The organism is Enterobacter cloacae complex sp. 385G4 (assembly GCF_057320665.1).
The window spans coordinates 41,074-65,109 of sequence record NZ_JBXWDD010000010.1 but is presented as its reverse complement, the minus strand read 5'-3'; the positions used below and the strand labels follow the sequence as shown (position 1 = coordinate 65,109).

Sequence of the window (24,036 nt, the reverse complement as noted above, 5' to 3'; positions counted from 1 at the left end):
ACACGCCAGACAAGCCCGGCCAGTTTCAGACGCTGCGATAAGAGAGCCGAAACATCCTTTACGCACGATTAACCGAAGATCTTCTGAACCACTTCACGCGCTGCCTGTGCAGACGTGGATGGAAGTTTATTGATAAACGACTTTTCGATGCCGGCAGAGAAATCACCGCGCATCATTCCGATTTTTGCGGACAGCAGCAGCTCGCGAGGGCCGATTGGCTGGCTGATCAGATGCTGTTCATAACCTTCACGGACAAGGTTCGCGAATTTCACCATCTTCTCGGCGTATTCGCGGATGACGCCAGCCTCAGCCAGCATGTTGACTTCAGCCTTAGTGCTCATGTACTTCACGTTCGAAACAATGCCGAAGCGCGAGAAGTTCGCCGCGTTCTGGATGTTCGTTCCTTGATAGAGACCCGTTTCGTCGCCAGAGCCGTTAGTGTTTCCAGTGCCAATGAAGGCAAAGCGTTTATGCGGAGTGATACGGCGCCAGTCCGGAGTTGCCTCTTTGATGATCAGCGGTTCTCCTTCAAGAACTGGCTGGTACACACCCAGAATCTGCGGGAACGCGAAGTCATATTCATCAGCGAGGTACACCCAGCCATTTTTCATCGCCAGCGCCAGCAAACCCGGCTCGAAGTAGGTGGAGCCATCGCGAGCGAGGATCTGGCCTGTAACGTGTGCTTCTTCCATAGACGCCGTATGCTGGGCGCGGATCAGTGGTCGATTCAGCAGGGCGCATAGCTGCGTAGGAAGAGAAGATTTACCGGTTCCTGCATGACCCCAGAGATAGCCTGGGATTCCGATTTCCAGCATCATGAAGATGTCTTTAATCAGGTCGAAGTCGCCATACACATAGTTCTTCTTCGCTTCCGGTACGAACTCCGGATATGGCGTGTTGACATTGACTGTCACCTGTAGTGGTTTTCCGCGTGGCGTTCCCAGCTCTTTGATCGTTACGCCAAGCAGCTCGTGCGCGGCCACCAGTTCGGTCTTGTATTCGACCGTTCCTGCGTAGCCCGGGTGTGCGCTAATCTCCGCTACTTTTCCTTCGCCTGAATGCTTTTCGGCACGCTTCTCATTGAGTTTGGCCAGTGCCGTGCGAGAGATCGTTGGTTCATCCGGAAACGCAGTGGTGTACATTTTCACCACCTCGTCCACGTCCAGACCTTTCGCGGACTCAGGAATGTTCTCGCAGCGGCCCATAGAGATATGGGATTTCAGGTAATGAAAGGATTTGCCACACCACTTGCAGACGATGGCTTCCGGCAAATGTTCTTCTTGCTGTAGTGCAGTAGCGGTCATGTGTTTTTCCTTACTGTTTGTCGTTCGTGGGGTATATCTTATATAAATATAATAGGCTGTATAGTAAGTGATTACTTATTTTTACGGGTAAAGCAATTACCCAAGAATGATACGAGATAGCTCTGTGACGACTGACGGCCCTAACTCTTCTACGCTGTTTACCAGTGCGTAATTTTTGTAGTAACGCCGTGGTGCGTCGGTCAGAACGCCGATAGCCATCAAATCGATGTCACTCAACGTCTCAATTTCTTTGGTGACGGTTCGCAAATGCTGATGGAATCCATCGCCTGCAGCACATGGCGCCCCGTCGCTCATAACCAGCATGATCTTCTTGTCCTCCATTCGCCCTGCAAACAGAGTCGCCAGCTGCGCGACGCTCTCACCATCGACGTTATTGAGCAGGGGGAACGTCTCACACACGCAGCCCATGCGGGCGCGGATCTCTGGAGAGTTAGCTTTCTCATTCCAGTTTTTGATAATGGGCAGCATTAGCGCCTCGAAACGAGTAAACCCGCGCTTCGACATGGTTTCATAATCTGGGCTACCAAACGTGGTAAAGCCGGTGATGATGTTAGGCACATTGATACGATCCAGAGCATCCGCAATGGTGTAGGCGCTGGCGAGTGCCAGTTGAATCTTCCTGCCGCCCATTGAGCCGGACAAGTCGATCACTTGCTGGACGCACGCGTTCACCGCTCTGTGGTCTTCTTTCTTGCGGAACACGCGGTCGTCGTTCATTGCCAGACGATACAGGTTCGCGCCATGTATCCGCCCACGTCTCTGGCCTGGGATAAACTGAACTCGATTGCGGCTGGCGATAGCTCGCTCCAGGTCTTTGGCCAGAGTCGAAGAAACGCCTGCAGACAGATGTTTTTCGATTTTCAGTTCAAAGAGCCTTCTGCCTTCCGGAACCATGCGGTAGCGATCGACCGGTGAGTGCATCGGGATTGCGCCGAACGTCTTTCTGGTGCGCTTTACATGCTCTTCAGCCTCATCAATCAACCCGATAAAGTCGTATGAACGATCGTATGGGCGATACTCAGAAAGTGAGGTGCTCATAAGCTCTTTGCTGATGGTGGCCGACAGTGCGTCTTCGGTCATTTCGCCTGTTCCGTCTTCCATCTCGTCGAGCGCCTTGAGTGCGTCCTCCAGAGTCATTTCATCCGGAGCAGGAACAAAGCCTGACTCACTGTCTTCAGGCGCTTCCGCAGCATCCTCATTTTCTTTACCTTCGCCGTCTGTTTGATCGGCGGCATCATCTTCCTCTTCGCCGTCATCACTATCACTATCCCCATCGCCAGCGGCGCCAGAGCCATAACCATCGGAGTCATCGGCGTCTTCGCGAATGCCATCACCAGGCGTTGGAGAGCCAGTGTCATCACTACCACCTTCGTCATCAGAATCACCTGATTCCATGCCGGCATCATCGGATTCTGGGGTGTCTCCTGATTCCTCTTCGCCTGCTTCTGTATATTTACTTTCTGTATCACTAATTTCTTTATCCTCTGTAGGTAAGTCCTTATCTACTGATTCGGGCAAATCAGAATCCCCAGACTCTTCCTCTTCTGAGGCATCATCTTCTTGCTCTTCCTTGTCGTCGTCTTCGCCTTTGGTACGCTTTGGTGCTGATTCACTATGAGTCGGTTCGTCACCGGCTTCTGGGGTTTCCTCTGACTCATCCTCACTCTTCGACGGCTTCCTAGCAGACGATTTAAGCTCTGGTAATTTGCCCTCTGGCTTGTCTTTCATATCCTGCATGATTTGGGCGATAGCAGCTGCTACCTTCACGCAGTCTTCTGTGTTCGACATATTGCGAACGGCCACGTCGATACCATGCTCTTTGAGCAAGGCCACAGGCTTCTCGATGAGGTGCCAGTGTTCTTCCATAAAGTCGATGAAAGGGCTTTGGCCATCCCAGGCGCGAACGACCGGGCAAAGGAAGAATTTCAGGAACAATTCACGCTGGTTGCCGTGGCAGATTGAAACCGCCTCTGACACTTTGCCCTTGAAGTATTTGTCGATCACCAGGTTCTGTGTGGCCAGCAAATTGCGACGAGTTCCGTTGAATACCTGTCCCATTCTGCGTTCAATAAAAACGTCTTCCAGCGCGTTCCAAAGCCCGGTAGACGGAGCCTTTCCTTTCTCGCGCATCTTCATTGCGACTTTCGGATCAGTAAAGAGGATATGGGCTACCTCATGGTCGAGAAAACCACGTACTGCGTTCATGAGGGTTGGTGACGCGTCGTCCGGTATAGATGGGATGTTTACCAGCACTGGTTCGCCGCGCCGGTTGTAGCGGACATATGCTTCATTGCCTCGCTCTGCAACAGGTATCTGTTTGCCTGATAGCATCGCTACAACTCGTTTTACGCAGTCGCGAAAGTCCTGTACCTCTTTCAGCACAGATCTGGTCATGGCTTTGGACATGAGAATTTCCTTGTTATTAAAACAATTTGTTTTCTGATGTGCGTAATTTATCACTGTACGAACAGGCAACTAAGCTGTTCGTACAGGCATCTATAGGCAGGAATGTGTTTTAAATGGTTCTCACGGCAAGGGAGCCGCAACCGGTATTGATGAGAGTGAAATGTTTATTTTTTAGCTCAAAAGTGAAAACCGTCGTATCAACCATTTCCACGGGAAGCTCTTCAGATTCTAGTTCTGTCAGGATCGTCGCGACGCCATCCAGTCCAATCGCATATGCGTGTCCAACCTCAAGGGCGGTCAATTTAGAAGTTATATTTTTCATTTCATATCATCCAACTGAACACATTTGAAAGTTCGGCAATACTACTACCTATTGTATCAATATGGAATGCAACTATATCAGATACGTCTTACTTATTTCTGTAAGCGAATAGTGACAAATCGCCTAAAAACCATAGTATAATGGCGGTATGCCGGGATTTTGTGCCTACCGAAATTAAATAGATAAGTCTTTACAACCCTGGCCTTTGCTGTAATATCAGTAAGCACTTACCAGAGATAAACAAAACACGCAAGGTTCACTACATGGCTACCAACGAAACAGAGATCAAACAAGGTCGCTACGCAGCTTACATTGACTCGTTAATCACAATCTCGCCTAAAAGTCAGGCTACCATTGCCAAAGAGGTTGGGTACAAGAACGCCAACAATCTCTCTCTCATCAAAAGCGGCAAAATCCCACTTCCAGTAGATAAGGTTCGAGCATTAGCCGAAGCGCTGGATGCAGATCCGGTTCGACTGATGCTGATGGTTCTGGAAGAACGTCATCCTGAGCTGCTTGAGTTTTTTCGCGAAGAGGGCACTGCACCTCTCTCCGCTGATGAAAAACTCGTTCTAGAAGCGTTCCGTAACCGTTTTGACGGTCAACAGGGTGCGTCAGAAAAGGTGGTAGAGGCCATCAAGTCACTGTGAGAAATTTACACGAATAAGCTCCGTGGCTAGACGATCTCCCTTGAATTTGTGGTCTATCTCGTCTAAGTCTGTTTGATTAACGATAGATGCGATGTACGTTGAGAAGTTATTCAAGGCGTCTCGCATCTCATCCATATAATCGTGGCGATCATAGACGCGATCTATCCCTTCAAGACTGTGGTTCATAATCTTACGGGCCACCTCCTGATTAATCCCCAGAGCAGGGAAATAACTACGCGCTGTACGTCTCAGATCGCGTGGGGTGAATGACTCAACCTCCATCAACTCAGGTCGTTCCAGTATCCTTCTCAGTGCCTGGGCAATGGCCACCTTAGACATTGGCGTATCCACGCCCTTCTTCTTATTCGAAGGAACGAGCCACTGGCTGCCTTTCCCGTACTCGAACAACTCTTCCACGCATTGACGCATCAATGGGCTTAACGGCAGCGCGTGCTGTCTGGCCGATTTGTTTCGTGTACCTTGATTCCATACATCGCGCTGAAGGTTGAACTCATCCTTTTTGGCGCGGAGCACTTCGTCGGGGCGTCTGGCAGCGACAAGACAGAGCCTGGCCGCCCACTTTGTGCCTTCGCACACATTGAAGTAATCCCAGACGTTCCAGAATACCCAGACCTCGGCGTCGGTCAGTTTACGTTCGCGCGGCACTGGCTTTGCGCCACCGGCAACTCTATTGAGCGACATATCATTCAACGGTGATGTATCAATCAGCCCCTGAAAAGCGCACCAGCTCAGGAACTGTTTCATCAGGGAGAACACGCGTCTGCCCTGGACGATCTTGCCTTCCAGTATCAGTGGGTTCACCAGCTGGTTGACCAAGACCCTACTTATATCACTTACCTTTACATCAGAGATATGCGGCATTACATGTATCAAAACACAATGAACGGCTATTTCAGGTCGACGTCTCGTTATCAGTAAAGATAAGCGAGTGAATAACATGAAGGCGGAAGAAAACGACATGTCACCGTCGAATTTGGCGGTCGACACTGCCGACAAACCGGAAGCGCGTTCGAGGTACTCGATGGCTTCCCGAGAGGTGTTTTCTGCTGCGCGTGCTTTATCAAAGGTGTTTTTCATCGTCCACTCACTGAGTGAAGCCTTTTTACTGTATTTATAAACAGTATATTAGGCATAAGTTTTTGTATGATCAACCATAAAATAGCCTGTTTTGTACAATGATTCCATACTTAATAGGTATGGAATCATTTAAGGCTGGAAATTTAAATTCTGAGATTTTATTAGCGTGATTGTCACGGATTAGTGAGCGCTTGAAATGCAGCGGCGTATGCAGCGATATCGGCCATAATTTTTGGATCTTTCGCATACTGATGTGCGTTGTTAGGAAAGATTGCCAATAGGCTATACACATCTTGGAAATGTGCATGTTGACTGTAAACGAGTGCGCGGTCGCTTGTGCAATTGAATCTGTTGCGGCTACTGGTTCGTTCTTGCTTCGTGAATAAGAGATGAACGTGATAAACGCGGGAGGACACAATAGCACCCGGAGCCGTATACGGGCCATCTTTCCCGAATACGGTTGGGTACATGCCTTGTTTAAGCGACGTGAAATCGTTGAGTAACGTGATCTTTAAATCAGGCGTTTTATCGAAGATCGGCTGTAAAAATTGGGCGTAACTGGCACTGTTCCATGTGACCTTCATCGATCAACCTCAATGGAATGAGAAGTTGGCGAAGACGTCCTCGTCGATGAGGCCAGTCTGCGATTCGATGATGTCTACGTCGGTAAAACACTGATTTAAAATCAATAGCAGATCAGAGATAGCCAAACGATACTCAGTTACAGAATCGCTCAGGCGTTTCAAGTAGGGATGAGGTTGCTCAGAGTCACGAATCAACTTGTTAACGAATCCCTCCAAACCACGAATGGTCAGATCAACGTTCTTCAATTCTTCGTAACGGCTTTCACCGAAGCTGGTGCGAATCTTTTCCGCTTTCCATCCAGAGATGGCATGAGCCAGGCGAACGTGTTTTGCCGTCAATTCTGCGAGCTTGCTTTCGATCTCTGCCAGCTGTGCAGCATCGCTGTTCTCTTGAACAGGGATACCTGCGGTTCTCACATAGGCTTGTTCTTTGAATCCAGCAAATTTCGCAGAGTGCTTAACCCTGCCACGGAAGCGTCGATAGCCAAGCGGCTCAATAAAGGCACGCCCAGATTTAGCTTTAGGCTTTGCAGTTGAAAAGCGCGAGGCGTTAGAGGTCACAGTAGCAAGGGCATTGCTAATGACACTCATATCTTCCAGGCAATTTTCTAAACGCATAAAACCTCTTAACTACTCAATGGCTCGTAACTAAGTGTACGCTGTGTTGATGAAAGCGACAAATAATAAACGGCCCCAAAAGGAGCCGTATTGTATTACAGAGTGCTCGCAAAAGCAGCAAATTCTGTATAGCCGCCGACAGGTTCACCATTAACGAACACTTGCGGTATGGTTTCCACCGGTTTGCCAACCAGGTCGATCAACTTCTCTTTGTCGATGCCGGCAGACACAATATCGATGTATTCGTAATCACCAAAACCGTGGCCGTGCAGCTGCTTCGCCAGCTCGACCGCACGTTTGCAGTATGAGCAATTATCGCGTCCGTAGATAACGACCTTCATCACTTCACCTCATGCAGCTGCTGCTTGAGAAGATAGCCTTCCAGCGGCCAGATTTTGGCAATCGCGTTCTGGCGTGCAATTTTACGCCCGATCTCCGGATCAAAGTTCTCCGGGCTGGCGCACGCAGACTCGCCGGTTACGGTAAAGCCGTTCTCCAGCACAAGAACGCAGAAGGTCAGAAGATCTGTAGACGGATGAGCAGTCCAGGCAGTGTTCACCCCCATATTGGCGGCTCGTATACCGTCATAGGCAGTGAAGTAATGCTCTTCGATAATGATACTCTCGATGCGTTCCGGGGTAACACGCGCGGCCGTTTTGCCTTTGGCCACAATCTCTTTTTCGATATCCATATCGGTCATTTTGGTTTCCTTACGTTAAAAACGAGCGATTCGGGCACGAAGAATCAGGTCATAAGCCTTCATCGTGTCCAGTTGCTTAATTAGGATGATGCGGTCGACATACAGCAGGCGAGCAAACTCGTCGCCGGCAATGAACGCCTCCAGTTTTTTGATGCGGCCACACAGTTCTTCGTGTTCATCCATGACACGTTTCTGGTGTGGCAGGTACTCTTTGGTCATTGGCTTTCCCTTACTGATAGGCTTCCAGTGCGACTTTGCATAGCTCAGAACGCACGCAGTCTTCGGTAGCAAACTCAATAAGGCCAACATGGGAGGAAGGTTTAAAACGTTCCAGTGCATCTTCCAGACCAGACTTAACATTGCCTGGCAGGTCGCATTGCGTCACATCCCCGTTAACAATGACAGTTACGTTCTCGCCCATACGGGTCAGGAACATTTTCATTTGTGACGCTGTAACGTTTTGAGCCTCATCGAGAATGACTACAGCGTTCTCGAACGTGCGCCCACGCATGTAAGCGAAGGGGGCAATCTCTACTTTGGCCACCTCTGGCTTTAAGCAATATTCAAGGAATGAGCCACCCAAACGCTTCTGTAGCACGTCATAGACGGGCCGGAAGAACGGAGCGAACTTCTCGCTCATGTCGCCCGGAAGGAAGCCCAGATCTTCTTCTGCTTGCAATACCGGACGCGTCACGATGATCTTCCCGACTTCCTTATCCAGCAGACGCTGCGCTGCGACGGCTGCAGCCAGGTAGGTTTTGCCGCAACCGGCTTCACCAGTGGCGAACGTCAGAGATTTGGTGTCGAGGGAGATAAGATAGTGGGCCTGGGCCTCGTTTCGCGCTTCGATGGGAGAGTTGTCGCGTTTAGGTTTTGGTGGCAGAGCAGGGGCGACAGCCAGCTCGTCAACGATGATTGTGTCAATTTCGTAGCCGTGGATGCGTGGCTTTGACTTCAGTGCCTGACGAGCTGCGCGACGCGCCTGTTTACGTTTGTTTCCCATATTGAGTCCTTTCAAGTGAGTAACTGAAAGAACTATACCGACAAATAATAGGTAAGTCATTACCTACCATGAGATAGTCTTGTCTACCTTGCCTCTTGGTTTTGCTTTCACGATTGTCCTCTTCAATGCTTCATAGGCGTACTTGCAACGATAGGGATCGGCCAAAACATGCAAAGGCACATTGTCAGATAGCTTTCTAACTTTAGCTGTAAGGTCTATATAGAAGTCGAACTCAAATATAGAAAAAAAATAAAAGTTAGGTCTTTTCGTCTCAACAGGGAAGAAGGTTCCGTATCGTGGAAACCAAAACGAAGGCGCGATTTCAACCTTATAGCTCAGGTCATTATTCTCAGGATCGAGCAAGTAGGCTCTCAACTCTTCTTTCGCTTCTTCATTTATTTTAATTGGTATGCAACCGTTCCAAACATCGAAGGTAGCACGCCATAAGATACTGATCGCCAGGTAGTAAATGCTATCAGCATCTATGCCTTGCAAGAACCCCGATCCGATGGAAACGTTAGGTGCTATTTTGGGGTCTAAACTGGCGCTATTCCAAAATGGGATGACTTTCCCTTTGGCTATTTTGAAGAATTTAGAAACATCCGCGCGGTTTAGTGGCGGCAAGCACATGCGGGCGTAGCTGTTTTCACCATACCTCGATAGCTTGCCTTCGCAATCTTTGCATAACAAATAGCTTTTAACTTCTTTTGACAGGATATAGGTATTACCGTCCTTGTCTGTCATGTTCAAATTTTTGCCTTCTGCGACCATATTACGCGCACGGCGATAAATTTGTTTTGGTAAGAAGTGACTGTCCTCTAATTTTTCCACTTCTTTTCGACACATAGGGCAAAACATCTACGCTCTCCCTGCTATTTTACGAAGAGACAATATAGCAAAAAAGGGGCCGAAGCCCCTTTAATTTTTGCGCTAAAAAAGAGTTGCTACGATGCTAAGAAGCAATGGTTAAGAACGTCTGCCGTGTCTATCACAGCGCTGAACGGTCTGGCGACATTTGCGGAGTCTTTCCGTTCGGACGGTGGTGGCGAACTCCAAACCGTTCAGCGCTATGTTGGCGATGGTGGGTGGACTCGAACCACCGACCAGTTGATTAACAGTCAACCGCTCTACCACTGAGCTACACCATCATTTTTCGCGGCGGTACTTGTTCATGGACAACCAGGCAACCAAGAACTTTCCCGCAACTTGCACTTTACGTTAGTGCCAGACGAGGCTTGTGGCTCGCTCACATAGAGCGAAGATCTGGAATCCTTCTCGGCGGTTGATGGCCGCCAGATTCTTCGATCTTATTGGATGTATGGAATCATCCATGTTGTGAAACCAGGGGCTACATAGGCAACAATATTTCACCAGGGGGTTAAAGAATCCTGCTTTCACAACGTTGAGGCCACTGAACCGATTTATGTTCGACCCAACATATTGATCAGTCACTACAGCTCTGTGGAATCACCTGTATGATTAAAAGAAAAACAGTGACCTCAACGTTGTGCGCTGGCTAACCAAGCCAGCCGAGTTACGTCGCCGCTTTTAACCCAAGATTAAACGACATAAGTAATGGAAATGACGTAACAGGATGGACGGTCAGCTGGCTGAAACCGGGATGATGGAATGGAATGAGGAAACCAACCGCCCATCCTGTTACTTCATCGAATAGGGCATGGGTGGTGCAACATGCCCTATCCTGCGTTCTGCAATCACACTCGCTCAGTGTGTCCCATTTCGGTGACGAGGCTGGAAACTGACCTCGCTGGTGTTTGGCTTCTTAGGCTACTGCCAGGTACGTATCTTCGTTTGCAGTTATATTTAACGTTCAAACAGTCGCGTCTCAACGAAAACAAAAGAATCTTATACATAATAGATAAGTAGGTAAATACTTATTTTTCTGTAGCTCGTTCAGTTGCTATCTTTTTGATCAAGCTCACCTTCTGTTCCGGCGTTCTCGTGATGATGGCCGTAAAACGCTTCGCTTGAATAGTGATAGTTTCGTTCTCCTTCAGTTCGCCGTAGTGAGTCTCCAGCAGAGAACCCAGGCGGCACAGACCGTCATCTATGCGTTTATGACTGGCAAATCTGATCAGCAGTAGCTTTACGATTAACTGACCAATGTAAAAGGCATATCCGAAGCCGGCCGCTACAAGGTAGGTTGCCAGCCACCAGTCGAAAGAGGTCAAATTGCTCATTTCCGTACTCCCGTCTCGTGAACAACCCGATACAGCCGCTTACCGATGCGAAGCGTTTTGGTTTTCAGTTCCTGCCTGACCAGGTCGCGACAGATACTGAAGCCGAGGGCCACGCCCCCAGCAAAAGATAATAGGATGTATGGAATCATCAGAACGCCCCCGCCTCAGTCAATTGCTGCAACAGTGAGTGACCTTTTTCAGTGAGTTGATAGTTCTCCACACATCTCTTTGGCGAAACGTTAGCGACAAGATTCATGCGTTCCAGTTTGGCGCGGGTCTTTGGCTTCCAGTTAGCGTAGAACTCCTTCCACTGGCTGATTTCACGCAGAGTTTCTTTCTCCCGTTTACTTAACATGATCATCCTTAATCTCCTTCAGTGTGTACGTGATATCTACAATGCGGTAAATGCGGCCACGTCTCTGCATGACACCGGCTTTTACGTAATCGTTGATGCAGCTGGACGTAACCAGACTGCCGATAACAATGCCAACGACCAAAAATACAATCATCCAGCCGAGCATCAGTCTTTATCTCCAATACGGTCTTCGGTATCTCGCAGACATTTCGGCCACTTCAGACGTGGGTGGCGTAAGCTACCGTCTGGCGTTTTCTCATGGCAGTGAACCTCAACGATGCGTCCACGATACTTCTCCTGATTGTTCCAGATCTCGTCCAGGTACTTATGCTTGATACCGCTGGCACGAACGATGACGCCGTTCTCCAGACGAATCACTATCTTGCCCAGCGTATGTGCAAAGCCTGAGTCCGGGTCGCCTGGCTCGAAGTCGATGATTTCACCGTCTTCGGAATCCTCGTCTTTCAGCTTCCACCAGCTGCGGGTGCGTTTGAACTCGTAAACAGAATCCGGATCTTTGCCCATCTCCCCCTCTTCGTTCTCGTCCAGGCGCTTCATGAAGCGTTCGATAAAGTCTTCATGGCTATGGATGATGTAGAACGGATGCAGGTGGACATCTTGCGCGTAATCTTCCCCGCAAGTGTTGCGGAACAACGCCACCAGCATAGCCAGGCGCTCTTTCAGCTTCATGCCGGTCTTCAGGTACTCTTTGCTTTTTGCCTGAGCACGCCACTCCGGTAAGAAGAAATCGAAGATGTGGTAAACGGCACCAATGGCTTTCACGTTCTTCTTGCGAAGCGCCGACACGGACTGGTTGAACGTACCTGCAGTACCCTCACCATCGAAAAAGATGTGCTTGAAACCGGAGAACCTGCCTCGCTCCAGCATGGCTGGTTTAAGGTGATCGAGTGACGTAATCGGATTGCCGGTACGCGTCAGGAAGTTCACCTCTTCCTCGTCAACGATGACTTCGCAGATAACCCGGAGACCATCGAGTTTGAGGCTGCCGATCATTGGCCACTTGGCCTTGGGATTTGGTTTAAATGGGTATTTGTCGCCTTTCTCCTTGTACGGAGACGCCAGCTGTACCTCAAACTTCGGAATTGGGTTTTCGAACACCTTGTTGCACAGACTGATACCGACACCGGCTTTCGGATCTTTCAGCAGGAAGCGACGAAACACGTCCTGCCCGTCAGCGCACATTGAGGCAACGAGTGATTCAACAGCAGTAATGGCCGCGTTCCCGGTCAGTTCGCGCGCCGCCAGCTTCTCCAGCAGCTCTATTACCTTCTGGTCGCTGGGTACGGAAGTATCGAGTGGCTCGGCCACTTTGTACTTCTTCACACCGAATCGAATGAATGGGTTGAGCATTAGCGAGACCATGCTCTGCTCAAATTCATCAAGGTTGGCCAGCGCCTCTTTCTTGGCGTTGGTTCCCATCGTTTTTATGGCATCCAGCTTGTGCTTTAGGGCGATCAGTTTTTCCATTAGTGTTTAACCTCCATCGGTCGCTCGGGAGTTTTCATGTGTTTTCTTTGGTTGCTTCTTCAATGAGTGCCGCGTACACATCAGTGACGGGCGCCAGTGAATCGGTGGACGTGGTTTCGGGTTTGGCTGGTTCTGTTTTCTTCGTGCGTTTAACCAGACTGTTAATCGTCATGGTGTTGCGCTTACGGGTAAGCGTTCTGGCGTGGTCGTTTTGCTCTTCCACTTCTTTGATAAACGCAGTCATATCGATGAAGTAGAGCTGTTCACCTTTGCGGATCTCTTCGACCATCATCTTCAGCGCCTGGCATTTTCCAGCAGCAATGGCCGCAGCGCAGGACTGGAACGATGTAGCCGGGAGACGCTTCTCTTTGTAGGCGAGGATGGTGTGCTGGCAGACTGTATAGCTGCAATGGGCCTCATGGCCGTTGATCTTCACTTCTGGGCAGCGCAGCGAATAACCGTTGTTTCCGGAGATAGACGGGATTTTCGACAAATCTGTTCTTGTGGACATGCTTCTAACCGTAGTCGTGTACTTACTTATTGAGCACAGTTTTAAAAAGCCCCACCAGGGGGCTAAATGGTTTATCGAGGCTTACCAGGTCGCCCAGCCGGTCATTTTGTCCTGAGCGGCTTCGAACCGGTATGGCTCCAGTAAATCGTTGGCATGGTGGGCGGCGTAGGATTTTGCCTCCTGTTTAATCATCGGCAGCTCGTTGGCCAGGCGTGCCACCTGCCCAGCAAAACTGGCGAGCACACCGTCACATGCCTGACCCGCATCGACAATGATGCGCACAAGGTCTAAGTCGCTGCGGCACATATCGCAGATGATGCCGTATTCCACCTCTCGAATGCGCTCAACGGCTTTTTTGGTATCGCCACTGACCACCAACTCCAGCAAACCAGGTGGGGTTGTCAGATCGGTAACGCGTTCAGTAACTTCAGGCAGTTCGACAATGCTCAGGAACGCCGCGATGGACGGGTCATCATCTACACCGGCTCTACCTTTGATTGCGCGAAGAGTCGCGTCGACAATATCCTCAAACCGTTCACCTTCATCACACACCGCCTGATTGGTGTAGACAACGCGGCCGTCGTACCATGCACCGGCGCGTACTTCTATCGTTGCATCTTTCATCTCGCGAGTGAACGTGACGAGTGCCGCGCGTTTCTGCTTAACACCAGGCAGCTCTGGGGACTCTCCAAAACGAACCCAGACCCGCATGTATTTCGAGCCTTCCCCAAGAGGGGCGGTACTCACAGACGTGGCGATGTGTTCCAGCGCAGTTTGGAGCGCCTCATCGATAATGTTCTGGCGCTCTTCTGTATCAATTTCTACGCCTGATTTGTCGATGATTTCGGTAACGGACTTCTGAATATCTGCTTTCATAAAGGTTCCTCAATTCCTTCGTCGCGCATATTCTTACAGAAAAATAAGTATGTATCTACTTATCATTGGCGGCATGGTTTCATTTAATGGATAAGTACACTGACCTGGCCGTTGTCGCCTTCGGGGCATTTTTATATGATTTCAAAGAATTAAATCATGAAGTCCTACTAGGCTTACGACTATGACAACGTTATCTAAAGGTGTGACGCAACACCGAAAGGGATTGAAAGATGCTTTTTTGGAGTTTGCCAAAATGGTGCCAATTGCAGGGCCTCACATACAGGCGGCAGAGCAAATGTTTAAGCTGTTTTCAGAGATAAACGCTGAAATGTGCCGTGACCGATTCAATCGCTACATAATGGGAATAGGTGAAATCTGCGAAGATGAGGTTGATATATCCAGAGAACATTTCTCAGCGTTGGTCAAAAAGCTGGTGCTTGATGATGAAGATAAAAAAACTGAATACTATATCCGCCTAACGGTCAGTCTGGCTCGAAGCAGTCTTAGCGACGATGAAAAAATGTTTTTCATCCATACATTGAGCGAGCTAACCTGCTTCGATATTGAGTATGCTCGCAAGCTCTACATTACGACAAACTCGCACATCAGAGGCTTTAAATCAGCGGCAGCCGCGCAAGTAGATCTCACCTCCCAAAAAAATGGACTAAATCTACGATCGCTCAACAAACTCATCGCTTCAGGTCTCATTTATGAGGTTATCAACACTCATCCAGAAAAGAATCGGATATTCAACTTTACTGAAGAGTTAAAGTCCCTTTTAGGGCATCTCTTCCATAGTAATGATTTTTTACCTAGTGTTTTGGGCATTGATTCCAAACAACGCTATGATGTTATTATCATCGAAGGTAATGAATTTTTTGATGAATTTTGCCGAACTTCCATTCGGCAAAAATTAGAAGCTGGTGGTCTCAGAGTTCGAATCGTGAAAAACGAGGGAGCTATGTCAGACATTATTGCGCCATTCTACATTAGTGCTCGTACGGGTGAAGGGATGGATGGCGAACCATATAGCACTATCGAGGTATTTTCGCATATCGACTCAAAGAGCTTTACCTATAGCGAAAGTGATGGTTGGAAAAATTTCGACCCTAAAAGCTTAATACCGAACGATGATGGCTCGTTTAACTCGGTAGAGTTTATCCAAGCGATTGACGACATCTGCTCCCATGTTCTCCGTCGTCTGACCGCTTCGAATTAATTTACACCAGAGCCTTGATACCCAGCACCTTACTTTGCAGCTCAAGCTGTTTGGTGTAGGGCTTTGCACGATAGTAGGCTTTGAGGATCTGCTCTGGCGTCGCGTCGCCAGGGTCGAGACCTTCCTCGCCCAGACAGGCCACTTTGACATTTAGTCCGATGCTGGCGAGACGTTTGGCCGCCGACATGGTGTTGCGGATCGCTTGCTTCTCGCTATCCCACATCATGATGATGTTGCGTAATCCACGCGCCTTGAGCGTCAGGAACGCACCCAACTGATCTTCAGCGTCCTCATTCATATTTCCGGACAAGTGCATCCCGAACGTGCCAATTGGCTCTACGTAATCCCGCAGCGTCTCTTCGTCGAAAACGGCTCGCTTCACGCCCATTACGTCAAATGCCCCTTCACACACAACGACCGTTTGTTTTCCGACTGCGTTGTGGCCGTTGTAGAGAAACTTACCCGACGCCGGCAGCTGCATGGGGAAGAGGTAACGACGTTCTGCTGCACCGGTAATGTCACGCCCCTGGAAGGTCTTCATCACGCCATCCAGATCGTAAACCGGTATCAGGATACGCATATCAAACACCTGCCCTTTGACCTGGTCTGTGTACGGATCGACGTATGCGTGCTTGCCTTCGACGCAGTAACGCAGATCAAAGTATTTGGCCAGCTCCGGGGAAATCTGGCGCTCCACCAGATAATCAGGAAGGCGACCGTCAATGGGGAGTTCGTAATGGCGCGGGAGAGCTACTGGCCCTTCGAGTTCAACCTTGCTGACCAGCACGACCTCTTCCTTTTTCGGCGCCCATCCTTGTGAGATCAGCGCGTTCTGAACGTACTCTTCAAAATCGCGACGGGATTTGCCGCTGTAGTGCTTGAGGAAAACCAGCTTGTTGAACTGAACCTCTTCGGGATGATCACCAGCAAAGCATTTGCCGACGCCATTGGTCAGGTTGAAATAAACCTTCCAGTTTGAGCTGCCGCATACCGGGCACTCCTTGATATTCACCTCACGGCCACGAGTACTGACGCCACCACGACGGTAGATGATTCCTTCCATATCGAGCCATTGCTCAAAATCCAGCTCGGTCAGTAATTCTTTCAAGTCGCTCACGTTCTTAACCCTACTATTTACAGGTAATATCTTGATAAGCCTCGGCATTTGAATACCATAAAGGCTCATGTGTTTTTTTCTTTTGTGGCTTTGGCAAAAGAGAAAATTTGTTCTCTTATGGAGACCGGCGTGGAGAGCGTTTCCCCACGCCTTCTTTTTTAGAGGACGTCCATAATGCGTTCGATGAATCGCATTTGTTCGAGGTTCTGCTTAACGCGGATGCTTACGCCGCCTTTCTGGTTACGTGAACCAGCGAAGTACAGACGCGCTTCGCCTTTCGCTTCTTCCTCTTCCGTTTTGTTGATCGTGATAACGAGGTCAGCTATACGCACCTTCTCGATGTTGTCCGCTGCGTGCATCATTGTGGCCACCTCTGAAGCACCACCTTCCCTGTTAGTCTGCGATGCAGTGATGCCGGCAACGTTGTGTTTGTCGTACAGCGCACGCAGGTCAGTGTAGATGCTGCGAATGTTGGCGCGATCGTCGCGGAGGTCGTAGCTGGCACGCATCAGGTCGGCGTAGTCGACCACGACCATGTCGGGGATCATGCCATTGGCTTTCATGCTGCCCAACATACGATCCAGATCTGCGGGCGACATGCTTCCGGACGGTCGTTCAACAATCCACAAGCTCCCCACGCCTTTCGTCGCGCCAAGCTCTGCAAGTTTGCGATGGACGTCGTCGCGGCGCTCCACCAGCTTAGACATTTCAGTCTCAGACAGACGGGCGTCAAAGCGATCTGACAGAATGGAGGTGTGAACTTCCAGCGACAGATACAGGACGTTGTAACCGGCAAGCGTGGCGTTGACAGAGAACTCACCCATCGCCGTCGATTTACCAGACTTCGCGAAGCCCATGAACAGCACCATTTCACGCTTGGCCCAGCCTTTCTGGTAAAGCAGTTTATCGAGCAGGGGGAGACCCGTTGTGATGCTGTTTGGCACGTAATCGTCGGATGCCTCGTACTCACGCGTCTTGTAACGCTCTGCTGACTCAGAGAAGTAATCGTAGATGCCGGTCGCTTCGTTAGAGCCGATTTGCTGGACTTTGGCCATGATTGCCATCGCGCCCTGGAAATCGCCCTTCTCCTTCATCTCAGCCGCTTTGATTAGCGCGTCGTCGAACGCCACGCTTTTGGCGAACGTTGCGACCTGGTCGACCATGTACGCCGTGTCTGACAGCTTCTCAGCGAGAATCCGCTTAAACGCCTCAACAACATCGGGGAACAGCTCTTCGCGGATCGTCTTATCGCGTTTGGCGCGTTTGAGCATATCGAGGATGGCCGACGACGAAGGTGCGCTTTTGTACATTCTGTAATAGCCAGACACCATATTAACCAGCAGGGCATTAGCAGCGTTGGAGAACTGGTTAGGTGCAACCAAATCGCCTGCACGAGTTAGAAACTCATGGTCGCGACAGAAATAGGCTGCGAGCCGGTTCTGGAAGTCGTCATCGAACTCTTCTGACAACCCTCGTCCTGTGTGGCAAAGTTCGGTCATGTGCTTTCCTTTAGTTCTTAAACAAATTGTTTTCTAATGCTAAAAAAGCCAGATAGGGGATCAACAGAAACGCCGCGCTTCTTCCAGTTCTTCCGGAAAGTGGGCGTAGATAACTCGCTCAGGCACAACTTCCATGAGCCAGATGGCAGAAAAAATTATGCGTATGCGCTTATCCCGGGTGATGCCACGTAAACGCTCCAGAACCCACTCAAAATAGCTTTCCTGAATCGGGTCCTGCTGCATGTCTCCCATATGCTTAAAACTCACCAGAGAGTCATCCAGACGGGTTACAGCGCGTTTAGCTAACTTCTCTTCGAATATCTCGATTAGCTCTGGCTGCCAGAGATGTTGTGGGCGAGGTAATTTGTCCCATAACCGGCGTGCAGCTGCGGAGAGAACGGTGGAGATGAAGTAGTCATAAGAGCAGCAATAACGATCTGCGAACTGCCTGGCTTTCCAGAGAGAGGTCTTATTGGCTGTGGATAGCTCCTGATATGGCAAACGCTTCAGGCCAGTTGTAAACGGTGCTGTCTCGAAGTGTTCACGTCCATGCGACAGCATGATGTAGGAGTACTGCCGCTTGTATGCTTCGGTGAACAAACATGTCGCCATTAGCGGGTGCATATCGCGGTAGTCGAACCACTTGGAGTCATACAACTCGGCCTCATCCTTACAGCGCGAAAGACCGATGTTTTCGGCCACCCACTTGTCCATGACAGCGGTGTCCCACTCCTTCATGAAGGCGTACTGGTCGTTGTCGATAGTGTTGAAGAAAATCTGGCTCATGTGATTCGCTATGGTAGGTAGTTACTTACTTATCTGAGTGAACGAATCATAACGACTGGAGACAGCTTTTGGAAGTGGCAACTGAAGGGAATGTGTCTGGGAAGCCAGCTGAGTAAAGACCTGCTTCTGTATAAATAATAATAAGTAACTAAGTATTTATATACAGAAGCAGGTTATAAAAATCCTTTATCTATTTTTCGATAACTCTTTGTTCAACTTCTTGCATCTGCTTTTCTGTGAGACTAGAAATGTGTTGATTCAGCAACTGATTGCGGTAGAAACTTTTTTGAGTCTCCGATAAATCCTGTCGCTTATCAATGTTTCTCAAAGCATTGCCGTAACTCTCGCTGATCGCATCACCATTGAATGCCTCAATAATGGTTTTCACATTCATAACCAAGACGCCAAGGACAAAACAACCAGTGTTGTATACCCAGTCTACAACAAAACCTTTGGCGTACAGGAAAGGGGTTAAAATGTGAAGAATAACCCAAAACAAAGCACCAATTATTATTCCAAAAGCTGTTCTAAGCGGATACCCCAAAAAAAGAATATCTATTGCCCGATTTAAATTCCGGCTTAAGAAATCATGATCTGGCATCTAAAACCCCCTTTCCCAACTCTTCCCCTGGAATTTCTTCCGAGGCAGGGGTATTAAATATTTTACGCCTTCTGCCGCTGCCACCATCATCGATCTTGTCGATATTATTCTCGATAAACTTTAAAAGCTGTATGGCCTCTGTACTATTGTTGCCGTAAAACCCTTTGGAAATACGATATGTCAGAACGCGCTCTTTCAGTTCAAGTAAAACAAAGACCACAATCCCGATAATAGTTACAATGGGGCTAAAGCCCCAAAAGTAACCCACTGAAGCACCGAGGAAAATCATCAGCACCGATAAAAACTTAACCTTAAGGAAGGTTTTTTTCTCGTATAAAAGATAAAGCTCGGAAATAGTTTTCCTTTTCAAAAGCTCTTGCTCTTTCTTTAAATTGTCTTCATGCTTTGCTTTTATCTCTTGTAATTTTATTCTGTACTCTTCTGATTTTATATAATTCAATGTATTACGATACAAGAAACTACATACCATACCAATCATTGAGCCAATAACAGAAATGACACCTTGGTTTGAAATTCCCAACAACCCCATAACCTTTCCAAAGATCACGGCGGCTATAATGGCTAACATTAGACCTACGAACCATCCGAAATGTCTATTCAGGAATTTCATTATATTAACCTTTCTTCATCAGCTCGCGCTTGATTTCGTCGGTACGCATCGTGACGTCAGCAGCGGTGATCGCCTCGTTCAGTTTCACAATGTCCTCGATTTCCTGCGGCGACTTCTCTGCCAGATGGTAAATGGCTGCACGAATCACGTCAGAACGGGTGAACTTCTCAAAGCGAGGGATGAATTTCATCATCTCCAGCAGATCGAAATATTCGTCCTCCAGCGACATGGTACGGCTCTTTATTTTCTCTTTCCCACGAGTCGGGCGGCCCTGTGGTCTGACTGGCTGGCGCAACGGCGTGCTGTTTTTGGCCGGAGCATCCGGTTCTTTGCGCTTAGCAAGGTCTCCCATCTTCATGGACATTACTCTTCCTCCAGACTCAAGATATAATCAACAAACTGTTCAAACTCGGCTTCTGCCTTCTTGTCGCGTTCGGCGCCAGTCATTTCAAAGATAGAGCGACCAGCCTCTTCTGCATCATCGTAAACGTTACGGTTGTACAAATTGACCGGTGCAGCTTCGATACCAAACGTCTCAACGATTTCTTTGGCGGCCAGAATACGCGACACCTGGGAAGGTAGTGACGGGCACTGGTTGATAACGGCACGTATTTTCACCTTCTCATTCACATTGCGTACATTGTCGATAATCGGGTCGATGTCGCGCAGCGATTTCAGGTCACGACGTTTAGGGCGCAGCGGTATGACGATAACATCAGCCATCAGCATAGCTTGTCGCTGGATTTCGGAGTCGAAGCCCCCTGCGTCTACAACCACGTAATCGAAGCGCCCCTGAAGCGATTTGAGATGCTTAACGACGTCTTCCTGAACGTAAGCGAAAGGAATGAGATCGAGATCTTCATTCTGTCGACGGTCTTCGCACCAGCTGGTAGTGGTGCGCTGGATGTCGATGTCGGTAATTTGGGTTTTCTTTTTCTTTTTTACTTTCAGGCAAACCGCTATTTGCTGGGCAAGGGTCGATTTACCCGGGCCACCCTTCGTGCCGCCAACCACAATGATCTTGGTCATTGAATAGTTCCCTTTGCGTGAATTATTGTCGTATGAAACAACTTGTTTTCTTATATGCGATATAGCCTAAATGCCTACGGCTGCGGTGTAAAGGTGAAATGGTAGGTATTATCGAGATAGAGGGGGTCTTGAGATAAAGAATGAGAAGAGGTAAACAACTTTTGGCGAGAAGGCGGCACACAGCCGCCTGACTGTTTATTTAGTGTATAGGCCGACAGGTGCTCTTGAGCAACGAGAGATGATTAGAACAATGAACTTCTGTACATTGACCTGAACTTTGTTAGGCAGCCATGAACTGAGTTCGGGATCGAGCAGTAACCCACGATTCCAAGGCAAAAAACCCGTGTTCTTTCCCATGCCGTATTCACCCAGCACGTCCTCGAACGTTTCTGTTTTGGCATTGTATATACGCACATCGCCGGTACGCATGAGAGGGCCAGCCCAGATCTTAGCGCCAGGAATGGTTTGTTTATCGTCGCAGACCAAATGTTCGTACCAATGAAGAAGGAAAAGATAGGTACGGTGACACAATCCTCGCTGACGAAGCGCTCTGACGGTTTCGACCCCTGCTACCTGGTAACAGTCGATCTCGTTGCCGTCTTCAACAAAACTATATCCACGCAGAGCTATCCTGCCGGCGATCGTGTTTTTGCTTTCGTCCAGCAGTCCGGACTGGAGCGCCTCTTTGATGATCTCTTCTTCAGGGGCATCTTCATCAGCTCGATCTAAGATAAATTCACTCAGGTCGCCCTGGTCGCGCGCGCCGACACGCTCCATAGAGACATACAGGCAAATGTCATCTTCTGGCTCGATGATTTCAATTTCTGAGATTTTATAGAGGGAGGCTTCGTTAATGAGAAAGCCAAAACGAGCAACGCGAGTCTCCCCTTGATGAGGAAACTCGCTTAGATCTTTTGAATATGCGGTATCTAGTGTAGGAGCCATCTTGTAGCAGAGTCATCAGCCTTAACCGTACTGACAATGCTACCATGATTACGCAAGAAGCGGCGAATAGAATGTTCAATAACCTCCGAAAAAGCCTCGATAAAACGAGACAGCTCAGGGTACTGTTTGGCTGGCTTCACTACAAAACGAACACGACCATTCAGGTAAATTGCTTCAGCCAACGGTTTCACGCTTGCACCAGCGCGCTCGACATCGTCTTTGAAGGTAACGATGAAGCGTGAGTCTTCAGGTTCAATAGCGTCGTTATTGAGCTTACGTACTTCGAGCTTGTGCTGATGCAGCACATGAGTCTCGATAATACTCGTGCAATCGCGAATAGTTTGTATAGAACGTTTCTCGTTCAGCATGTGTCCACCTTAGCCGTTAACACAAGTGTCATTGCGGCACCCCTTCTGGGGTTAAAGGCTACGAGTATGCGTAGCTTGTATGTGTCCCACTTACGTGGATGCCTAATAAATCTACATCAAATTGCTAAATGGTTCAACATGAGGTTTCGTGAACAGGCGTGTATGCGGGTGAACATGCCACCTTTAGGATAAAAGGTAAATTGGGGGCGCCACATAATTTCTGGCGCCCATAAATCATCGACTCAGCTCCGGTGCTCCCACTTACACAACCTTTCACCTATCGTATTGTGGATAAGCAGCTGTCGCTCTGTTTCCTCGGTCATAAAATCCTCTCTACTCATATAGATAGGATTTGCGGCATCGCAGAATTGTACCCCCACGGTCTGGGGTTTAATCACGCATCCACTTATCGCTAAGCTCGCGATGAATGGCAGAAGCATCCTTAGCCCTGACTTCATTAATCGTTTCATTTTTCATATCCACTGTGTTCTGAAGCCGTTTTCTGTCGTCTTGCCGCGCCTTTTCTTCCATTGCTTGCCGCGCCGCACGACCACCCATCGTATACGCGCCTACAAGCACTAAAAGAACGGCAGCCGCGGTAATCAGAGCAATCTTTAGCTTCGAAAATAGGCTGCCGAACATATCAGACGATTCCTTTCTGATGCTTTCTAACCTGCGACCAGGCAATGAAGCCGGCCACGACGATAGTTGCGATCCCGAAGACGATGCGGATTGTGTCACCGCTGGTAATGTGGCCCTGTGCCTTGTCCATTGCCACCGATACCTGTGGCATAACATCGGCCAGCTGCGCCAGGCCAATACCTGCCGTAACGGTCGCACCGGCAGTCTCTTTGGTAACGGGAACAGCTTTTACAGTCTTTATCGGTTTGACGATGCCGGCACGTCGCAGACCTTCTTCGATAAGTTCGGATGCGTACCAGGTATTTGGTGTTTTCAGCGGACCTCGTCCATTTTCGTGTCTGATGATCGCCTCTACTAGCGGTCTTAGGGTCTCGTAGTCATGTAAATCGATGACCATGTCCGGCGTGACACCAACAGCTTTGGCCACCTCATTCACATAAGCCAAAGTGTTGTTCTCATGCGGAGGCGCCCAGCGCTCAATAACTTCGCGGATCGTGTCGATGCTTGAGCCGTCTTTGGCTCGACGTTTGTCATGGTAGGTGATGAGCGTAACTGCCAATGCCCGAATCCCCCATACGGGATCTTTGAAAGTGCAGAAGCGCGGTTCTGAAGGGTTGTCGACTAAGCCCTGCCACGGCGAACCTTTATCAAGATTGCCAGGGTTGTTGTTGCGAATACCTCTTGGAGTTTTCATCCTTGATCTCCTTATTGCAGTCCATTTTTAACGCCGTAAGCGGCCAGCCCCAACAGCAGTACGGTAATCAGGAACGACGTAATCTTTGAGACAATGCCGCCAAAAAACCCGCTGGAAATGGAGTCGAGCCGATTAAGAAGTTTGTCCAGATTTGAATGCTGGATGCTGTGTTGTGCCGGGGTCATATCGCCAAAGTAGGTCTTAAGCTGATCGTTAACTTCCTGACCAATCTCCTCGCGCAGTTCTTTGCCCAATTTGCCGACTACCTCGCGGGCGACAATCGCGGCAATGCGCTCTACCTGCTCTGGCGTTACGCCTGCCATCTCGTTCGACATTATTTCCTCCATGAAAAGTCAAATCGGGATGGC

General features: G+C 49.0%; 31 protein-coding genes and 1 tRNA gene. 2 read left to right on the top strand and 30 right to left on the bottom strand.

Features of this window, described 5'->3' with window-relative positions:
- Positions 1-68: 68 nt before the first annotated feature.
- The 3 genes from AC2FAJ_RS20110 to AC2FAJ_RS20100 all read right to left on the bottom strand — a co-directional run bounded on the left by AC2FAJ_RS20110 (position 69) and on the right by AC2FAJ_RS20100 (position 4,053).
- Positions 69-1,304 carry an AAA family ATPase gene (locus AC2FAJ_RS20110; protein WP_042863512.1) on the bottom strand — a complete coding sequence of 412 codons (1,236 nt, stop codon included), beginning with the start codon at positions 1,302-1,304 and terminating at the stop codon, positions 69-71.
- Between the two features lie 96 nt (positions 1,305-1,400).
- Positions 1,401-3,731 (bottom strand): cobaltochelatase CobT-related protein, encoded by a 2,331-nt coding sequence (locus AC2FAJ_RS20105; RefSeq protein ID WP_485454452.1) that lies wholly within the window; start codon positions 3,729-3,731, stop codon positions 1,401-1,403.
- A 109-nt stretch (positions 3,732-3,840) separates the two neighbouring features.
- Positions 3,841-4,053, bottom strand: a complete 213-nt coding sequence (locus AC2FAJ_RS20100; RefSeq protein ID WP_004110118.1) for a hypothetical protein — start codon at positions 4,051-4,053, stop codon at positions 3,841-3,843.
- 263 nt (positions 4,054-4,316) lie between these two features.
- Between AC2FAJ_RS20100 and AC2FAJ_RS20095 the strand changes: the two genes are divergently transcribed.
- Entirely contained in the window at positions 4,317-4,703 is a 387-nt protein-coding gene (locus AC2FAJ_RS20095) for a transcriptional regulator (RefSeq protein WP_022649892.1), read from the top strand.
- Here the strand turns inward: AC2FAJ_RS20095 and AC2FAJ_RS20090 are convergent.
- The 15 genes from AC2FAJ_RS20090 to AC2FAJ_RS20020 form a co-directional block, all read right to left on the bottom strand.
- The gene (locus AC2FAJ_RS20090; RefSeq protein ID WP_072105570.1) at positions 4,695-5,801 is read right to left on the bottom strand and encodes a tyrosine-type recombinase/integrase; all 1,107 of its coding nucleotides are present in this window, start codon (positions 5,799-5,801) and stop codon (positions 4,695-4,697) included. The genes AC2FAJ_RS20095 and AC2FAJ_RS20090 overlap by 9 nt on opposite strands.
- A gap of 173 nt (positions 5,802-5,974) precedes the next feature.
- Positions 5,975-6,385 carry a type II toxin-antitoxin system YafO family toxin gene (locus AC2FAJ_RS20085; protein ID WP_410734385.1) on the bottom strand — a complete coding sequence of 137 codons (411 nt, stop codon included), beginning with the start codon at positions 6,383-6,385 and terminating at the stop codon, positions 5,975-5,977.
- 9 nt (positions 6,386-6,394) lie between these two features.
- Positions 6,395-7,003, bottom strand: coding sequence for a hypothetical protein (locus tag AC2FAJ_RS20080; RefSeq protein ID WP_410734386.1), 609 nt, complete (start codon positions 7,001-7,003; stop codon positions 6,395-6,397).
- Positions 7,004-7,098: 95 nt separating this feature from the next.
- The gene (locus AC2FAJ_RS20075) at positions 7,099-7,344 is read right to left on the bottom strand and encodes a GrxA family glutaredoxin (RefSeq protein ID WP_485454451.1); all 246 of its coding nucleotides are present in this window, start codon (positions 7,342-7,344) and stop codon (positions 7,099-7,101) included.
- Positions 7,344-7,703: a Gp49 family protein gene (locus AC2FAJ_RS20070; protein WP_485454450.1), complete on the bottom strand. Its 360-nt coding sequence runs from the start codon at positions 7,701-7,703 to the stop codon at positions 7,344-7,346. Before AC2FAJ_RS20070 ends, AC2FAJ_RS20075 begins: the two co-directional genes overlap by 1 nt.
- A gap of 15 nt (positions 7,704-7,718) precedes the next feature.
- On the bottom strand, positions 7,719-7,922 hold the full coding sequence (locus AC2FAJ_RS20065) for a crAss001_48 related protein (RefSeq protein ID WP_048231983.1): 204 nt from the start codon (positions 7,920-7,922) through the stop codon (positions 7,719-7,721).
- 10 nt (positions 7,923-7,932) lie between these two features.
- Positions 7,933-8,706, bottom strand: coding sequence for a phosphate starvation-inducible protein PhoH (phoH, locus tag AC2FAJ_RS20060; RefSeq protein ID WP_136342877.1), 774 nt, complete (start codon positions 8,704-8,706; stop codon positions 7,933-7,935).
- 63 nt (positions 8,707-8,769) lie between these two features.
- Positions 8,770-9,537: a hypothetical protein gene (locus tag AC2FAJ_RS20055; protein WP_196345758.1), complete on the bottom strand. Its 768-nt coding sequence runs from the start codon at positions 9,535-9,537 to the stop codon at positions 8,770-8,772.
- A 242-nt stretch (positions 9,538-9,779) separates the two neighbouring features.
- Positions 9,780-9,854: transfer RNA gene (locus AC2FAJ_RS20050), tRNA-Asn, on the bottom strand.
- A gap of 747 nt (positions 9,855-10,601) precedes the next feature.
- A complete protein-coding gene (locus AC2FAJ_RS20045; RefSeq protein ID WP_485454449.1) occupies positions 10,602-10,907 on the bottom strand; it encodes a C-type natriuretic protein in 306 nt (101 codons plus the stop codon).
- A gap of 148 nt (positions 10,908-11,055) precedes the next feature.
- A complete protein-coding gene (locus tag AC2FAJ_RS20040; protein WP_485454448.1) occupies positions 11,056-11,268 on the bottom strand; it encodes a hypothetical protein in 213 nt (70 codons plus the stop codon).
- Complete coding sequence (locus AC2FAJ_RS20035; protein ID WP_023180936.1) at positions 11,252-11,428, bottom strand: hypothetical protein; 177 nt, start codon at positions 11,426-11,428, stop codon at positions 11,252-11,254. Before AC2FAJ_RS20035 ends, AC2FAJ_RS20040 begins: the two co-directional genes overlap by 17 nt.
- On the bottom strand, positions 11,428-12,750 hold the full coding sequence (locus AC2FAJ_RS20030) for an ATP-dependent DNA ligase (protein WP_199160377.1): 1,323 nt from the start codon (positions 12,748-12,750) through the stop codon (positions 11,428-11,430). The genes AC2FAJ_RS20035 and AC2FAJ_RS20030 overlap by 1 nt, the downstream gene beginning before the upstream one ends.
- Before the next feature lie 34 nt (positions 12,751-12,784).
- Positions 12,785-13,261 carry a hypothetical protein gene (locus AC2FAJ_RS20025; protein WP_199160378.1) on the bottom strand — a complete coding sequence of 159 codons (477 nt, stop codon included), beginning with the start codon at positions 13,259-13,261 and terminating at the stop codon, positions 12,785-12,787.
- Positions 13,262-13,342: 81 nt separating this feature from the next.
- Positions 13,343-14,137: a hypothetical protein gene (locus AC2FAJ_RS20020; RefSeq protein WP_199160379.1), complete on the bottom strand. Its 795-nt coding sequence runs from the start codon at positions 14,135-14,137 to the stop codon at positions 13,343-13,345.
- Positions 14,138-14,318: 181 nt separating this feature from the next.
- Here AC2FAJ_RS20020 and AC2FAJ_RS20015 point away from each other — a divergent pair, with 181 nt between their 5' ends.
- Complete coding sequence (locus tag AC2FAJ_RS20015; protein ID WP_199160380.1) at positions 14,319-15,356, top strand: hypothetical protein; 1,038 nt, start codon at positions 14,319-14,321, stop codon at positions 15,354-15,356.
- Position 15,357: 1 nt separating this feature from the next.
- Here AC2FAJ_RS20015 and AC2FAJ_RS20010 read toward each other — a convergent pair whose 3' ends face one another.
- From AC2FAJ_RS20010 to AC2FAJ_RS19955, 12 genes are all read right to left on the bottom strand, one after another.
- Complete coding sequence (locus AC2FAJ_RS20010; protein ID WP_199160381.1) at positions 15,358-16,473, bottom strand: DNA primase; 1,116 nt, start codon at positions 16,471-16,473, stop codon at positions 15,358-15,360.
- A 158-nt stretch (positions 16,474-16,631) separates the two neighbouring features.
- On the bottom strand, positions 16,632-17,942 hold the full coding sequence (locus AC2FAJ_RS20005; protein ID WP_485454447.1) for a DnaB-like helicase C-terminal domain-containing protein: 1,311 nt from the start codon (positions 17,940-17,942) through the stop codon (positions 16,632-16,634).
- Between the two features lie 90 nt (positions 17,943-18,032).
- A complete protein-coding gene (locus AC2FAJ_RS20000; RefSeq protein ID WP_059468722.1) occupies positions 18,033-18,758 on the bottom strand; it encodes a hypothetical protein in 726 nt (241 codons plus the stop codon).
- A 190-nt stretch (positions 18,759-18,948) separates the two neighbouring features.
- Positions 18,949-19,359, bottom strand: a complete 411-nt coding sequence (locus AC2FAJ_RS19995) for a hypothetical protein (protein WP_059468723.1) — start codon at positions 19,357-19,359, stop codon at positions 18,949-18,951.
- Positions 19,346-19,990: a hypothetical protein gene (locus tag AC2FAJ_RS19990; protein WP_199160383.1), complete on the bottom strand. Its 645-nt coding sequence runs from the start codon at positions 19,988-19,990 to the stop codon at positions 19,346-19,348. The genes AC2FAJ_RS19995 and AC2FAJ_RS19990 overlap by 14 nt, the downstream gene beginning before the upstream one ends.
- 4 nt (positions 19,991-19,994) lie before the next feature.
- Entirely contained in the window at positions 19,995-20,348 is a 354-nt protein-coding gene (locus tag AC2FAJ_RS19985) for a hypothetical protein (protein WP_165592365.1), read from the bottom strand.
- Positions 20,349-20,353: 5 nt separating this feature from the next.
- Positions 20,354-21,019 (bottom strand): AAA family ATPase, encoded by a 666-nt coding sequence (locus tag AC2FAJ_RS19980; protein WP_199160384.1) that lies wholly within the window; start codon positions 21,017-21,019, stop codon positions 20,354-20,356.
- Positions 21,020-21,214: 195 nt separating this feature from the next.
- Positions 21,215-21,964, bottom strand: a complete 750-nt coding sequence (locus AC2FAJ_RS19975; RefSeq protein ID WP_126511219.1) for a hypothetical protein — start codon at positions 21,962-21,964, stop codon at positions 21,215-21,217.
- Positions 21,949-22,332 (bottom strand): hypothetical protein, encoded by a 384-nt coding sequence (locus tag AC2FAJ_RS19970; RefSeq protein WP_058662226.1) that lies wholly within the window; start codon positions 22,330-22,332, stop codon positions 21,949-21,951. The genes AC2FAJ_RS19975 and AC2FAJ_RS19970 overlap by 16 nt, the downstream gene beginning before the upstream one ends.
- Before the next feature lie 390 nt (positions 22,333-22,722).
- Complete coding sequence (locus AC2FAJ_RS19965) at positions 22,723-22,974, bottom strand: hypothetical protein (protein WP_199160343.1); 252 nt, start codon at positions 22,972-22,974, stop codon at positions 22,723-22,725.
- Position 22,975: 1 nt separating this feature from the next.
- Positions 22,976-23,668, bottom strand: a complete 693-nt coding sequence (locus AC2FAJ_RS19960) for a membrane protein (protein WP_046622150.1) — start codon at positions 23,666-23,668, stop codon at positions 22,976-22,978.
- Positions 23,669-23,679: 11 nt separating this feature from the next.
- Positions 23,680-24,003, bottom strand: coding sequence for a hypothetical protein (locus AC2FAJ_RS19955; protein WP_046622152.1), 324 nt, complete (start codon positions 24,001-24,003; stop codon positions 23,680-23,682).
- Between the last annotated feature and the right edge of the window lie 33 nt (positions 24,004-24,036).